This window comes from Micromonospora sp. NPDC047730, assembly GCF_043204765.1.
Taxonomy (GTDB): domain Bacteria; phylum Actinomycetota; class Actinomycetes; order Mycobacteriales; family Micromonosporaceae; genus Micromonospora.
The window spans coordinates 48615-63308 of record NZ_JBIDCU010000007.1; the positions used below are offsets into that span (position 1 = coordinate 48615).

Below are 14694 nucleotides of genomic sequence, written 5' to 3' on the forward strand. Positions count from 1 at the left end.
GTAGCGGCGCGGGACGCCCATCGCGCTCCCGCCACACGGTCGGGTGGCCGGCTCACTGCGCCGGGCACTCCTCGTCCTCCGACAGCGCCGCGCGGAGCCGCCGCCGCTCGGGGCGGGACAGGAAGAACTCGATCACCGCCGTGACGACGCAGATCACGCTCAGCCACGCCAGCGCCGCGAGTGCCGACCGTCGGGCAACGACCGGGATCAGCGCCGCCAGCAGGATCGCCGCGAAGACCCGCGGCCACACGAGGCCGCGGACGGCGCGGCTCAGTCGCCACTGGAACGCGGCGTGCGCGAGCATGAACAGCGCCACCCCGCCGTACATGGCGTAGAGACCCAGACTGTCGAGAGGGTCACCCCGCCGGTAGGCGTGGGCGTCGCCGACCAGCGACGGCACGTGCTTCAGCCCGAGCGCGAGCAGGATGATCCCGGCGATCATCGGCAGGTGCAGGAAGGTGTAGCCGTCTCTGGCGAGGACCACCCGGCGGGCCTGGTCCGCGTCCCGCAGCGCACGTTCGCCGATGAGGGCGGACAGGTCGAAGTAGATCCATTCGAGGGCGCCGGCGACCACCACGGCGAGCGCGGAGGCGGTGAGCAGACCCGGTGAGCCCGGTACGCTGCCGCCGGCGATGCCGACCGACACCAGCACCTCGCCGAGCGCCACGATCATGATCAGGTTGTGCCGCTCGGCCCAGTGCCGGGCGGAGAAGATCTGGCGTTCGGGGACCCGGAGCGCCTGCCCTGCCCCGTAGTCGACGATGACCGCCAGCAGCCAGAGGACGACCTGCCCGGCCCTTGCCTGGTCGGAGCCGAGAGCCGATCGGGGAAGCAGCGCCGCAGCCAGCAGCAGGGTGACCGCGACGACCATCGGCACGGTGAGCGCGGCGAGGTCGACGCGGCGCAGTCCGGGGGTCGCGTAGATCCGCAGCGCCAGGTAGAGCACCCGCACGGCGGCGAAGCAGACCACGAACGCCAGCGACGTGTCCGTGCCGCCGGGAACGTCGGTGAAGGCCTCGCTGATCGTCACCGTCAGCACGAACATGATCGGTGTGACGGAGAGGATCACCAGCCGAGACATGCCGTAGCTCGCCTGGGCCCGGTTGCCGAGCCAGGCGAACAGCGACCAGGACCACCACAGGATGGTGAGAACGAGCAGGCCGTGCAGCACGCCGAGCTCGCCCGCCTCCGCCGTCATCAGGGTGGTCACCTGGATGAACGCGAAGACGAACACCACGTCGAGGAAGAGCTCCTCCGTGGCGACCCGGGACTGCTCGGTCACCGAACGGAGACGCCGCGCTCCCTTCACCCGTCGGGCGGACACGGCGACGTCATGACCCGCGTGGGCCGGAAACGGCGTCGAGGCCGGCTGAGGAACGCACGCCTACTCCTCCTCGCGCGTGGCGGTGGCAGGGACGTGTCCCCGCGCGGGCACCGAACAAACTCCCTGCGGCCACCGCGTCAGGGCCCACGGCGGTGCGGGTCCGCACACGGCGGGTCTTCTTTGGTCGGCGGGCGGCCGCCCTGCCGGGCACGTCCGCTCGCTGCCGGTGTCGGTCAGTTCCGGCCGGCACCCAGGGCCGCGGCGATCATCCCGACCCCCTCCTCGATGGCCGAGGCCGTGTTGGCCGCGTACCCGAGGACCAGCCCCGGCGGGTGGGGACGCTGGCAGTGCCACGACAGCGGCTGCACCTTCACCCCACGCTCCAACGCGGCCGACGCCACCTCCGTGTCGGCCACCGCGCCGGGCAGCGTGACCGTCAGGTGCAGCCCGGCCGCCGCCCCGTGCACCGTCGCGCCCGGCAGGTGCCGGGCGACGGCGGCCACCATCGCGTCGCGCCGCCGGACGTGCCGTCGACGCAGCAGCCGCAGCTGCCGCTCCAGCGCACCCGAGGTCATCAGCTCGGCCAGCACCAGTTGCGGCAGCACCGCGTTGCCCAGGTCGGCGTTGCGCTTGGCGTCGACCACCGCGTCCCGGTGGCGCGGCGGCACCAGCAGCCAGCCGATCCGCAGGGCGGGCGCGAGCAGCTTCGACACGCTGCCGGCGTAGCAGACGTGGTCGGGCAGCACGGCGCGCAGGGCGGGCACCGGCGGCCGGTCGTAGCGGTGCTCGGCGTCGTAGTCGTCCTCGACGACCAGGCCGCCGGCCCGGGCCCACGCCGCGAGCTGGCGGCGGCGGTCGCCGCCGAGCACCACGCCAGTCGGGAACTGGTGGGCCGGGGTGATCATCACCGCCGGAGCGCCGCTGGCGGCCAGCTCGTCGACCCGCAGTCCGGCGGCGTCGACCGCGACCGGCGGGGTGGCGACCCGCCAGTTGTTCAGGTGTTGCCGCACGCCGAGCGAGCCCGGGTCCTCGACGGCGACGGTGTCGATCCCGTCGGGGCGCAGCGCCTGGGCGAGCAGCCCCAGCGCCTGGGAGACGCCCGTCGTGACGATCACCTCGGCGGGGTCGACGGCGATGCCCCGGCTGCGGGCGAGCCAGACGGCGACGGCCCGCCGCAGTGCGGGTGCGCCGCGCGGGTCGCCGTAGCCGAAGTCCGACGCCGCCAGGTGCCGCAACACGGCCCGTTCGGCGCGCAGCCAGTCCGCCCGCGGAAACGCCGCCAGATCGGGTACGCCGGGCGTCAGGTCGATCCGCGCGGGCGCCGTGCGTACGGCGTCGAAGATGTCGGTGCCCGGGGCGGGCGGGAAGAGGGTGGCCGGTGTCTGCGCGGCGGCCGGGGCCGGCGGCGCGGGTGGGGCGGCCGGGGCGGCGACGACCACGGTGCCGGCCCGCCCGCGCCCGGCGACGTGGCCGTCCTCCACCATCCGCTGGTACGCCTCCACGACGACGCCCCGCGAGACGCCGAGGTCGGCGGCGAGCACCCGGGTGGCGGGAAGTCGACCGCCGACGGGGAGGCGCCCGTCGGCGATGGCCCGCCGGAGCTGCTCGGCGAGCCAGTCGGCGCGACGGCCGGGCGGCGCGGCGGCGATGTCGAGGTGCAGGAAGTCCGACCCTGCCGTTATGGACCCCTCGGACGGGCGTGATTTGGCCCTGCTCATCGGACCATCCTGGCAGCAGAGTGGAGGACGTCACCACCCCGCCCACTGCTCGGAAAGGACGACGATGACCGTCGCGTTCCTGCTCACCTCGCTCGTGGTGGTCGCCACCCCCGGCACCGGGGCGCTCTACACGCTCGCCGCCGGGCTGACCCGCGGCCCTCGCGCGGGACTGCTCGCCGCCGCCGGTTGCACCCTGGGTGTCGCCCCGCATTTCGCGGCGGCGGTCACCGGCCTAGCCGCGCTGCTGCACTCCAGCGCCGCGGCGTTCCAGGTGCTCAAGTACGCCGGCGTGGCCTATCTCCTCTACCTGGCCTGGGCGACGTGGCGGGACCGCAGCGGGTTCACGGTCGCGGCGGCGGAGCCCGCGCCGTCGCCCGCCCGGGTGGTCGGGGTGGCGGTGCTGTCGAACCTGCTCAACCCGAAGTTGACCATCTTCTTCGTCGCGTTCCTGCCGCAGTTCGTCCGCCCGGACGGGCCGGACCAGGTGGCCCGGATGCTGGGGCTGGGGGCGGTGTTCATGCTGCTCACCTTCGTGGTGTTCGGCGCGTACGGGGTGCTCGCCGGCACCGTGCGCGACCGGGTGCTGGCCCGGCCGGCGGTGACCCGCTGGCTGCGCCGAGGCTTCGCCGGCTCGTTCGTGGCGCTCGGGCTGCTCCTGGCCCGCGCCGAGTCATGAGGGAGGACCCGACCGGCTGAGGCCGGATGGTCAGATGTTCGAGGAGTCGGGGGGCACGTCGGCCGGGAGCAGCGGCGCGCCGGCCGCCGGGCCCGGCCCCTGGCAGGCCAGCCCGACGGTGTACGCGGTCATCGACAGCGACCCGTACGCGTACCCGTCCACCAGCACCTCCGAGCCGTTGCCGGCGGCCCCGGCCAGGCCGGCCAGGTAGAGCAGCGGGATGAAGTGGTCCGGCGTCGGCACGGCCAGGCCGAAGTCGCGGTGGGCGTCGAGCGCGGGCGCCCCGGTCGGCTCGCCGAGCATGACCTCCCTCGCCGCCTCGTCGAACCGGTGCGCCCAGTCGAAGCCCTCGTCGACCATTCGCGGATCCACCCCGCCGAGGTTGTGCACCACGTTGCCGCTGGCCACGACGAGCACGCCGCGCTCGCGCAGCGGCGCCAACCTCGCGCCCAGATCCAGGTGGTAGTCCAGGCCCTTGAACGCGTTGATGCTCAACTGGACGACGGGGATGTCGGCGTCGGGAAAGGCGTGGGTGAGCACCGACCAGGTGCCGTGGTCGATGCCCCAGGAGTCGACGTCCGCGCCGACCCAGGTGGGGTGGACGACGTCGCTGATCTCCTCGGCCAGCTCCGGCAGGCCCGGCGCCGGGTAGCGGACGTCGAACAGCTCCTGCGGGAAGCCGTAGAAGTCGTGGATCGTCTTCGGTCGGGGCATCGCCGTGACGGCGGTGGCGCCGATGTACCAGTGGGCCGACACCACCAGGATCGCGCGGGGTCGCGGCACCGACCGGCCGAAGGCGCGCCACGCGGACGTGTACCGGTTCAGCTCCAGGGCGTTCATCGGGCTGCCGTGCCCGAAGAACGCCGCCGGCATCACCGTGGGGACCGTCTGGCTGCTCATGCTGCTCCCCCGACCTCGACGACGACCCGAGCGTAACCAGCCGCCGGCGGGAGTGGGCGGGTCAACGCCCACTCCCGACCGGGTGGCGTCACAACGGGTCGACCCTCGCCGACGTCGACCTCGGCCCTGGCTGGGTCGGCGCCGTCAGGCGGACACCTCACGCCAGGCGGGATGGTTGCCCCGCCAGGCGCCGGCGAGGATGACCGCCGATGCCCGGCCCGGGCATTCCTGCACCCGGGACCGGCCGGAGGCGCCGCCGATCTGCACCTGCACGTCCCAGCGCTGCCCGTCCGTGCGGATGTACACGTCGCGGCGCCCGCGCTGGGACGTGTCGCCGTTCCACCAGTGCTCTTCGATCCTCACCTCGCGACCGTATAGCAATCGGCCGGTGGACGGCACGGGGGCACCGGGGCGACTCGGCCGACCACCGGACGGGGCGCCCGCTCCCGGGCCGAGGACGGCAGGCAGGCGAGGAGACGGCCGCTCAGGCGGACTCCCCCGGTGCCAGGTGGCGGTAGCCGGGCACGGTCTCGGCGAACCAGCCGTTCACGCTGGCCAGCCCTCGGTCGTTGAGCTGGGCGTCGTGGATCGGGAACACCCGCTCCGCCGCGGCGGCGCGGGCGAAGTCGATCGCCTCGGTCAGCTTCAGCCAGGACGCCTGTGCCGGGACGAGCAGGGTCCGGACGGGCCGGTCCGGCGGGTGCAGCGAGTCGCCCGGGTGGTAGACGTCGTCGCCGACGAGGTAGCCCAGGTTGACGCAGTCGGGCTGACCGCCGTGGATGGTGGCGTGCCGGCCGCCGAGCGCGGTCACGGTGAGGCCGGCGGCGGTGAACCGCTGCCCGGCGCCCACCCGGGTCACGGGCAGCGGGACCGGGCCGGGCAGCGCCGCGCCCTCCGGCGCGAAGACCGGCACGCCGAGGCCGGCCAGCCGGAGCACGTCGACGTGGTCGGTGTGCTCGTGGGTGACCAGCACGGCGTCCGCGCCGGCCAGGGCGCGCGGCTCGCTCCACGTGCCCGGGTCGATGACCAGCACGCCGCCGTCGTGTTCCAGCCGGACGCAGGCGTGGGTGAACTTGGTGATCCGCACCCGCCGACCGTACGCCGCCGACCCACGACCGTCAGCCCTCCCGGCCCTCCCCCACGATCCGGTCGAACTCGGCGGGGCCGATCTCGCCCTCGCGCAGCCGCCGGGCGTTCGCGGCGAACCGGCCGATCGCCTGGCCCCTCGCCGCCGTGGCGGCGTCGGGCACGCCGTCCGGGTCGAGGCCGGCGCACTCGTCGGCCACCTGCCGGGGGTCGTCGGAATCCGGGGACTCGCCGTGCAGCCGCCGCAGCGCCGCGCGCAAGTGCGCGTCGGCGGCCTCGCTCGTGCCCCAGGCCCGGGCCAGCTCGACCGTGCGCCCCAGGGTGTCCGCGCCGGCCTTCTCCTCGCGCAGGGTGGCCCGCATCAGCCGGAGGAACCGTACGGTGGTGGCGTCCGCGTCGTCCATGATCATGCCGGCAGAGTAACGAGCGGGTGCGACAGACTCAGTCGTGCCCGGCGTGGGTGCCGGGCCGGGGTGGGGTGCCGGCGCGCTGGCCCGGTTCCACCACCACGAACTGGCCCATCATGCCGGCGTCCTCGTGGTAGAGCAGGTGGCAGTGGAACATGTACGGCACGTCCGGGTCACTGTGGTCGGTGAAGCGCAGGACCAGCCGGACGGGCCGCTGCGGCGCGAGGTAGACGGTGTCCTTCCAGCCGCCCAGCGCGGGCGGCGGGGCCTGACCGCCGACCGACAGCACCTGGAACTGCACGTCGTGCACGTGGAAGTTGTGCGGGGCGCCGTCCTGGTTGACCACCTCCCAGACCTCGGTGGCGTCCTTCGTGGCGGCGAAGTCGATCCGGTCCATCTGCATCGAACGGCCGTTGATGCTGCGGCCGGTGAGGGTGAACCGCCGGGTCTCGCCGGCGGACGCCGGGTCCAGCCGGTCGACCGGGACCAGCGTGTCGGGCACCGACGGCGATGCCGCGAGGGTGCCGGCGGCGCGCAGTTGCAGCACGTCGAAGCGGTCCGCGCCGCCGGCGAACCGGTCGGCCAGCGCGCCGGCGGCGAGGTCGGGCGGGGTGCTGCGCAGGGTCACCCGCTCCCCCGGGCGGACGTCCACCACGATCTCGGCGCGCTCGCCCGGCGAGAGCTGCACCCGGTTCACCCGGGCGGTGCGCGGCAGCAGCCCGCCGTCGCTGCCGATCAGCGCGAACGGCCGGTCGTCGGCCAGGCCGAAGTCGTACGTGCGGGCGGTGGAGCCGTTGAGCAGGCGCAGCCGGACGCGCTCGGTGGTCACGTCCAGGTACGGCCCGACGGTGCCGTTGACCAGCAGGGTGTCGCCGAGCACCCCGATGCCCGCGATCGAGTTGCGGGTCTTTTTGAACTCGCCGCTGCGGGAGAAGTTGCGGTCCTGCACGATCACCGGGACGTCGTCCACGCCGTAGCGGCGGGGCAGCGGCAGGGCCGCCTCCCGGTCGTCGTCGAGGATGAACATGCCGGCAAGCCCGCGGTAGACGTGCTCCTCGGTCGCGCCGTGCGGGTGCGGGTGGTACCAGAGGGTGGCGGCCGGCTGGTCGACCGTCCACGTCGGCGACCAGGTGGCGCCGGGCCGGATCGGCTGGTGCGGGCCGCCGTCCATCCGGGCCGGCAGGTGCATGCCGTGCCAGTGCACGCTGGTCTCCTCGGCGAGCCGGTTCACCACGTTCACCACCACCCGCTCGCCGCGCCTGGCGCGCAGGGTCGGCCCGAGGAAGTCGCCGTCGAAACCGGCGGTGCGGGTCAACCGGCCGTCACCGCGGAAGTCACGCCGGCCGTCGCGGGCGAGCAGGTCGAACACCCGCCGCCCCTGGCCGTCGACCCGCGAGGTCGCCAGCGGCGGTACGGCCAGCGGGCGGACGAAGTCGACCTGCCCGACCGTGTCCGTGCCGCCGCGCGCCAGGACCCAGCCGCCCACGGCCGCCCCGCCGCAGCAGAGCACGAGCACCACGGCGAGCACGCCGATGAGGACGCGGCCCAGGGATCGTCGTCGGGTCGGCACGGCGGCACCTCCAGTAGGTTGGGTACCTGTAGCGTGCCTTCCTATCGGGGTGTCGGCCAGCGGCTACGGCGGATCTCCGGGGCGGCTCCGGGACTTCCCCGACCGCCACGGCTGGGGCGCGCGGCGGCGCGTCGGGGTCGAGCACGGCGGGGCCCGGACGGCGTACACCGCCCGGGCCCTCGCCCACGGCGAGCCGCGCCGACCGCCTAGCGGCCGACGGGGGAGGCGGCGGCGGCCGCCACGATGGCGTCCTGTTCGGCGTCGTCCAGCACGCCGGACCCCACAAGCCCGTCGGTGACCGAGGCGACGTGCGCGACGAACGCGCCGTGGTTGCCCCAGTCGGCCTCGTCGCGGATCAGGTCGTTGACCGTGCACCCGCCGTCGGCGTACCGGTTCGGCACGGCGGTGACGTCGCCCGCGTACACCTGACGGCGCAGGTCGGAGCGCGGGCAGGCGTCCGCCTCGGGCACGTACCGCAGCAGGTGCGAGCCGTACTGGACCGCCCGGTTGGGCGCCTTGACCCCGTTGCGGAACCACAGGTTGCCCTGGCCGTCCTGGGTCAGCCGGTAGGTCTCCGCGTCCCGGATCACCCGCACCGCCTTCGACAGCGGGTCGATCTTCAGCAGGTAGCCGTCGAGCGAGGCGTAGACGTGCTCGTCGGCGGCGCTGACGACCAGTTCGTCGGCCACCCCGGAGTAGCCGCCGGGCACGTCGACGCGGTGCGTCACCGCGCCGGTCGCCGGGTCGAGCACGAACACCTCGCCGTCGGCGAGGCCCCAGATCATGCCGTCCGGCCCGGCGACGACCGAGGTGATCGCGTCGGCGCCCGGCACCGGGGTGTACTCGGCCGTCTTCTCGCCGGTCACCAGGTCGGCGGTGAACAGCTTCGCCTCGGTGGCGCGCGGCACGGTGCCCCCGCCGCCGCTGACCGTCGTGCCGGCCCAGAGCCGGTCGCCCACCACGGCCAGGCTGATCACGCCCTGCTCGGCGACGATGTCCCGGCGGGTGGTGCGGGCGCCGGTCGCGGTGTCGTACACGGTCAGCGCGCCGCCCCAGAGGCCGTAGTCGGGCGTGCTGCCGACGTAGACCCGGCTGCCGGCCGAGGCGAAGGCGATCGGGCGGTTCTGGCCCTCGGGTTGCAGCCGGAACAGCTCGCGCGGATTGGTGCCGAGGCGGTACGGCTGGGTCGGGTCGTAGACGAGCACCCCGCCGTACGGGTAGACGCCCTGGTACATCTTCCCGTCGTGCCAGCCGAAGCCGTCGGCCTGCCCGAGCCGGCCCACGTTCGTCACCGCGCCGGTGGCCGGGTCGAGCACGGCGAGGTTGCCGTTGATGTAGAGGTTCGTCCAGATCCGGCCGTCCGGGCCGGCGGTGATGTTGTTGATGTCCAGCGCCTGCGGCGGGAACGGCAGCCGGTAGCGCTCGCTGGCGCCGGTCGCCGGGTCGTACCGCAGTGCCTGCCCGGCGTAGTTGCCGACGACGGCGTAGAGCTGGCCGTCGAGGAAGCCGAAGCCGATGCCCGCCCCGTCGCTGCGCACCGGCGCGCCCGCGGCGTCGCGCACCGGCCCGGCGGTGTCGGTCGGCAGGTCGTAGCGCCAGAGGTCGGTGCCGGAGGTGAAGTAGACCGACCGGCCGTCGGGGGCGAGCGGCGAGGTGCCCCGGGAGCCCATGGTGAAGCCGTCGGCCAGGACGGCGCCGGTGTCCGGGTCGAGGACGAGCGCCTGGAGCTTGCTGCGCTTGACGAAGAGCTTCCCGCCGACCAGGTTGATGTCGTACGGGTGGTTCGCGTCGCCGCGCAGCGCCTCCGGCCAGATGTCCCGCTTCTCCCCCGTGGTCAGGTCGAGGCGGATCAGGTGGCCACCCGTGCCGACCGCCGCCCACAGCACGTTGCGCGCGGCGTCGACCGCGACGTCGATCACGTACTGCTCGCCGGGGTGCATCCGGCCGTGGTCACGGAACCCCTCGCCGGGTGCGTAGGAGAAGACGTGCGCCCCGGGGTAGGTGCCGCCGTAGACCCGGCCGTCGGCGCCGGGGCGCAGGCCGTAGAGGACGGTCTGCCCCGGCACGGGTGCGCCGAGGTCGACGGTGGCCCGGGTGTCCGGGTCGTACGAGTAGAGGTGGGCGTTGGGGTAGCTGCCCGCGTAGACGGTGCCGTCGCCGGCCTGGGTGATGCCCCAGGCGCCGGAGGAGTCGGGCAGGTAGGCGGTGTCGAGCAGTTCCCGGGTCACCGGGTCGGCCACGCTGAGCACCCCGGGCGAGCCCATCTGGACCCCGTAGACGACGGGCCGGCCGGCAGCGCCGGTGCCGTAGTGGCCCTCGAAGACGGTGAGGGCGGTCTGCTGGACCCCGAAGTCGGTGACCGCGCCGGGCGTGGGGGCGGCCGGCACGGCCGTGGCGGGGGCGGCGGGCAGCAGGGCGGCGGCGAGCGCCAGGGCGACGGCGGGCACAAGGGGACGACGTAACGGCGACACGGCGCGACCTCCACGTTCGACGATGCCGGCACCCTATTACGGTGGCGTCCGGAACTCCAGAGGTACCGATGAATGCCTGCGCCCAACCGGTGCGGATTCCGCGCCGAGGGCTCGACACGGCGCGATCAGCGTGGTGGGCTGTGACGGTTAGAGCCCGGACCGAAACCTGAGACTCTGGAGGTCGTGTTGCGACGTACCGCGCTCACCGCGGCCCTGCTGCTGGCCGCCGCCACCCTGGCGGTCCCGGCGGGGCCCGCCCACGCCGAGGCGCCCCCGCCCGGCGCCGTCACCGACCTCGGGCCCGCCTCCGAGGTCACCTCGGTCAACGGCTCCGAGCTGATCGACGGGACGATCTACACCGCGACCGGCGGCGTGAACCCGGTCGTGGTGGGCGGCTACGACCTGGCCGCGCAGACGGTCGACCAGCGCTACGAGCTGCCGACCGGCGGCGGCGCCTGGGCCACCACCTCGGTCGGCACCGACCTGTACGTCGGCACCTACGAGCCGGGCGACCTGTACCGGGTGGACACCACCGGCACCGGGGTCACCAAGGTCGCCGACGTCTCCCCCGACCGGTACATCTGGGCCCTGGACACCGCGCCCGACGGCGTCGTCTACGGCGGCACCTACCCCGGCGGGCGGGTCTTCTCCTACGACCCCGCCACCGGCGCCACCCGTGACTACGGCGTCGCGGTGCCCGGCGAGCAGTACGTGCGCAGCATCGCCGTCGACGCGACCACCATCTACGCCGGCGTCGGGGCGCACGCCCACCTGATCGCGATCGACCGGGCCACCGGCGCGAAGCGGGAGATCCTGCCGCCCGAGTTCGCCGACCGCACCTTCGTCGGCACCCTCGCCCTGGAGAACGGCCTCCTCGCCGCGGCCCTCTCCCCCACCGGCACCATGCTGCTGATCGACACCGCGAACCCGTCGAGGTACGAGGTGGTGCAGACGCCGGACAGCTTCATCACCGCCATCGCCGTCGACCCGGCGCGCAACGACGTCTACCTCGGCACCCGCCCCTCCGGCACCCTGCGCAGGTACGACCGGGACACCGGGCAGCTCAGCACCCTCGCCGTGCCCTACGACGGCGCCTCCTTCGGCCGGATCTTCGTCACCGGCGACCAGTTGCGCGGAGTCGTCACCAACACGGTGGTCACCTACGACCTGAACACCGGCGAGCTGACCGGCGTCGACCTCACCCAGGCCGGAATGCCGCCGGCGCCTGAACTGGCCATGGCGATCGCCACCGACGGCCCCCGGGTGTACGTCTCCGGCAAGGCCGGCGTGCAGGTGCACGACCTGGCGGCGGGCACCTCCACCCGGCGGTTCCTGCCCGGCGAGGCCAAGGCCATGACCCCGGTCGCCGGCGAGATCTGGATGTCGGTCTACACGCTGGCGTACCTGTTCCGGATGGCGTCCGACGGCGACCCGCGCCGGGTCGCCGCGATCGGCGCGGAGCAGACCCGGCCGCTCGACGCGACCTGGTCCCCCGCCGACGGACTGCTGGTCGTCGGCACCGAACCGGACTACGGCCGGTACGGCGGCGCGGTCAGCCTCTACGATCCCCGCACCGGGGCCCTGCACGTGCACCGTGACGTCATCGCCGACCAGTCGATCCGGTCGGTGGCGGTGAAGCACGGCACCGCCTTCCTCGGCAGCAGCGTCAACGGCGGCTTCGGCACCACCCCGCGCGCCACCGAGGCCCGGCTCGCCGGCTTCGACCTCGCCAGCCGGACGAAGACCTGGGAGATCACCCCGGTCCCCGGCGCGAAGCAGATCGTCGACCTCGTGGCCACCGGCGACCGCGTCATCGGCCTCACCGAGACCGGCGTGCTCTTCGCCGTCGACCGGCGCACCCGCCAGGTCGTGTCGACCGCCGCCGTCGCCCCGGGTCAGAGCACCCTGGTGCAGGTCGGCGCGACGATCTACGGCACCAACGGCAGGGACGTGTGGCGGCTCGACCCGGCGACGATGACGGTCACCCCGTTCGTCACCGGCCTGAACGCGCAGTGGTACGGCGGCGGGGCGCTGCTCACCGCCGCCCCGGACGGCTCGGCGCTCTACGCGCTGCGCGGCCGCAACCTGGTCCGCATCCAGCTCTAGGCCCCGGCACGACCGACGGCGGGCCGGCGCTCGGAGGAGATCGCCGGCCCGCCGTCCGCGTCGGGGGTCAGCCCGTCACGGTGACCCGGTGCAGGTGCTCGCCGGCCCCGACGAAGAGCCGCCCGTCGGGGTGCACGGCGAGGAACTCCGCCGGCTGGTCCAGCAGTTGCCGCGTCGCGCCGGTGCCGAGGTCCACCTGGACCAGCAGCCGCCCGCGGACCAGCGCGTACAGCAGGTGGCGGGATGCGTCGTAGCCGAGCTTGGCGCGGCTGTCGGCGACCCCCGGGGCGAGCTGGACGCGCTGGGTGACCGAGCGGGTGGCCAGGTCGACGGCGAAGAGCTGACCGCCGGCCAGCCCCCACAGCAGGCCGCTCCGGTCCACCGCCAGGGCGGGGATCGCCGTCGCGCCTGGCACCGGGACGAACTGGAACGCCTCGCTGTCGGTGGCGACGTCCCAGCCGAACAGTCGCGCCTCGGTCTGGGTGGGTGCAGGGACGCTGTACCCGCCGGAAACCGAGGTCCCGCCCACGATCAGGCCGTTGACGTGGGCGAGGCTGACGATCGACTGGTCGGTCACCACCGGCCGGTGCACGCGCGCCGCGCCGGTGGCCTTGTCGACGACGGCCAGCGCCCCGCCGAGGGTGGTGTTGGGCATCGTGCCGTAGGCGACGCTGTCCCCGGCGTCGGTCAGCGCCCGCGCCCGCACCTGGTCGGCGGCCTTCAGGTCGAGCAGCTTCACCGGGTTGTCCGCGCTGCCCGGCAGGCCCGGCGAGTACTCGGGGCTGCTCCACGGCTTCGCCGGGTCGTACCGGTAGAGCCGCGAGTCCGGGTACGCCCCCAGCCAGACCTGGCCGCCGGTCTCCAGCACGCTCTCCACCTGGGCGAAGCGCTGGAACGTCGACACCCCGGTGTCGGGGTCGACGCGGGCGAGGCCGCCGTTGAGGTATCCGCCGACCCAGACCGCGCCGGAGGCGCCGACGTGCAGCGCGGCGATCGGGATGGGCTCGCCGGGCACGTCCGTCCGCACCACGTCGGCGCGGCCGGTGACCGGGTTCCAGCGGAACATGTCGCCCCGCCAGAGCAGCCCGGCCAGCGTGCGGCCCGGCCAGTCCGGGTCGGCGAGGGTGACCCAGCCGATGCCCCGGTTGTTGACCACCCGCCCCGGGAAGGCCAGCGGCGTGTCGGTGAAGCTCCCGGTGCCCGGGTGGTAGCCGGTGAGCCGGCCGGCGCGGGTGAGGTAGACCAGGCCGCCGGGGCCGGGCGCGGAGACGTCCAGCCCGGCGACGTCGTCGATCAGGTCGGTCCACCGTCGCCCCACGGTGTCGTACACGCCGAGCCGGCCGTTGATGGCGGAGCCGAACCGCGCGTACACCCGCCCGTCGTGGGCGTTCAGGTCGTACACCGTCTGGCCCGTGCCCGCGCCGAGCCCGTCGGGCAGGGGCAGCTCCCGGATCTCGCCGCTGACCTTGTCGATCTCGAAGAGGTGGGCGTCCGGCTGGGTGCCGGCGTAGACCTTGTCGGCGGTGACGGCGAGGCTGCGGACGTACTGCGCGCCGGGAAGGACCTGGCCGTAGTCCCGGGTCGCCCCGGTGGCGGGGTCGTGGGCGAAGACCCGGGCGCCGGGAAAGGTGCCGCCGTACACGACGCCCGCGTCGTCCACGGCGATCCGCCAGATGTACGTCTCGGAGGGCAGCGGCCGGCCGAGGTTCTCGACGGGACTGTCCGGGCCGGGCCGGCGGCGGTACAGGTCGCCGGTGCTGTACGCGCCGACGTAGACGGTGCCGTCGGGCGCGGCGGCCACCGCGTACGAGCCGGGTGCGCCGGTGAGCTCCTGGTCGGAGACCGTCCGGCCGGTCGCCGGGTCGATGGCGGCGAGCCGGGCCGGCTCGCCGGAGACGGCGGACCAGAGCACCGGCCTGCCGTCCGGGCCGGGTGCGACGGTCCCGCCGATGAGCAGGACGTCGCGCAGCGGGATGCCGAAGGGGTCGACGGTCACCCCGGCGGCCGGCTCGGCCGACGCGGGCGACGCGGGCCAGGCGGCGGGGACGGCCGGTGCCACCGCGAGGGCGGCGGCGTAGCGGATCAACGTGCGGCGGTTCGTCATGAGCGCCTGCTCCTCTTCCCGCGACCGCCGGAGGCGCCGGCGGTCGAGCCGTAACGGTCGGATCCGGAATTGCAGCGGGAGCACCCGGGCGACTGACTTCCTCCCCCGGACGCCGGGACCGACCCGTCGCGCGACGAGCACCCGGCTCGGGGAGGGGCGCATAACGGTCCGGTCCGTAAGGACCCTAGGGGGCCTATCTACCGACGTCAACGCCCCCGCCGTGGGGCGGCCCTCCACCGGGGCACCGGGGCCCCTGCCCGACCGCCGCCCCGCCCCTCGGGATCGTCGGTCGGGGGCGGCCGACGTCCGCGCCCGGCATACCATCTGCCGTG

At 74.5% G+C, this 14694-nt stretch carries 11 protein-coding genes; 2 read left to right on the forward strand and 9 right to left on the reverse strand.

All coding sequences use genetic code 11. The features are described 5' to 3' along the window. Positions 1–52 precede the first annotated feature (52 nt). Entirely contained in the window at positions 53–1282 is a 1230-nt protein-coding gene (locus ACGF5G_RS17960) for a low temperature requirement protein A (protein ID WP_393263929.1), read from the reverse strand. A gap of 275 nt (positions 1283–1557) precedes the next feature. Continuing rightward, the gene (locus ACGF5G_RS17965; protein ID WP_393263930.1) at positions 1558–3042 is read right to left on the reverse strand and encodes a PLP-dependent aminotransferase family protein; all 1485 of its coding nucleotides are present in this window, start codon (positions 3040–3042) and stop codon (positions 1558–1560) included. A 64-nt stretch (positions 3043–3106) separates the two neighbouring features. Here ACGF5G_RS17965 and ACGF5G_RS17970 point away from each other — a divergent pair, with 64 nt between their 5' ends. Then, positions 3107–3718 (forward strand): LysE family translocator, encoded by a 612-nt coding sequence (locus tag ACGF5G_RS17970; protein WP_393263932.1) that lies wholly within the window; start codon positions 3107–3109, stop codon positions 3716–3718. A gap of 30 nt (positions 3719–3748) precedes the next feature. Here the strand turns inward: ACGF5G_RS17970 and ygiD are convergent, their stop codons facing one another. From ygiD to ACGF5G_RS18000, 6 genes are all read right to left on the reverse strand, one after another. Continuing rightward, positions 3749–4618, reverse strand: coding sequence for a 4,5-DOPA dioxygenase extradiol (ygiD, locus tag ACGF5G_RS17975; RefSeq protein WP_393263934.1), 870 nt, complete (start codon positions 4616–4618; stop codon positions 3749–3751). A gap of 144 nt (positions 4619–4762) precedes the next feature. Continuing rightward, entirely contained in the window at positions 4763–4981 is a 219-nt protein-coding gene (locus ACGF5G_RS17980; RefSeq protein ID WP_350708282.1) for a hypothetical protein, read from the reverse strand. A gap of 121 nt (positions 4982–5102) precedes the next feature. Continuing rightward, positions 5103–5705 (reverse strand): MBL fold metallo-hydrolase, encoded by a 603-nt coding sequence (locus tag ACGF5G_RS17985; protein WP_393263936.1) that lies wholly within the window; start codon positions 5703–5705, stop codon positions 5103–5105. 31 nt (positions 5706–5736) lie between these two features. Beyond that, entirely contained in the window at positions 5737–6114 is a 378-nt protein-coding gene (locus ACGF5G_RS17990; RefSeq protein WP_393263938.1) for a hypothetical protein, read from the reverse strand. Positions 6115–6145: 31 nt separating this feature from the next. Further along, positions 6146–7681, reverse strand: a complete 1536-nt coding sequence (locus ACGF5G_RS17995) for a multicopper oxidase family protein (RefSeq protein WP_393263940.1) — start codon at positions 7679–7681, stop codon at positions 6146–6148. A gap of 206 nt (positions 7682–7887) precedes the next feature. Then, positions 7888–10152, reverse strand: coding sequence for a hypothetical protein (locus ACGF5G_RS18000; protein ID WP_393263942.1), 2265 nt, complete (start codon positions 10150–10152; stop codon positions 7888–7890). 183 nt (positions 10153–10335) lie between these two features. Between ACGF5G_RS18000 and ACGF5G_RS18005 the strand changes: the two genes are divergently transcribed. Then, positions 10336–12258 (forward strand): hypothetical protein, encoded by a 1923-nt coding sequence (locus tag ACGF5G_RS18005; protein WP_393263944.1) that lies wholly within the window; start codon positions 10336–10338, stop codon positions 12256–12258. Positions 12259–12325: 67 nt separating this feature from the next. On the opposite strand, the gene ACGF5G_RS18010 is transcribed toward ACGF5G_RS18005, so the two are convergent. Further along, a complete protein-coding gene (locus ACGF5G_RS18010; RefSeq protein WP_393263946.1) occupies positions 12326–14362 on the reverse strand; it encodes a hypothetical protein in 2037 nt (678 codons plus the stop codon). Positions 14363–14694: the final 332 nt, after the last annotated feature.

What these genes read in the sequence shown, in the direction of transcription:
- ACGF5G_RS17965 (WP_393263930.1), bottom strand. Translation starts at nt 3,042, where the DNA reads ATGAGCAGGGCCAAATCACGCCCGTCCGAGGGGTCCATAACGGCAGGG.
- ACGF5G_RS17970 (WP_393263932.1), top strand. Translation starts at nt 3,107, where the DNA reads ATGACCGTCGCGTTCCTGCTCACCTCGCTCGTGGTGGTCGCCACCCCC.
- ygiD (WP_393263934.1), bottom strand. Translation starts at nt 4,618, where the DNA reads ATGAGCAGCCAGACGGTCCCCACGGTGATGCCGGCGGCGTTCTTCGGG.
- ACGF5G_RS17990 (WP_393263938.1), bottom strand. Translation starts at nt 6,114, where the DNA reads ATGATCATGGACGACGCGGACGCCACCACCGTACGGTTCCTCCGGCTG.
- ACGF5G_RS18010 (WP_393263946.1), bottom strand. Translation starts at nt 14,362, where the DNA reads ATGACGAACCGCCGCACGTTGATCCGCTACGCCGCCGCCCTCGCGGTG.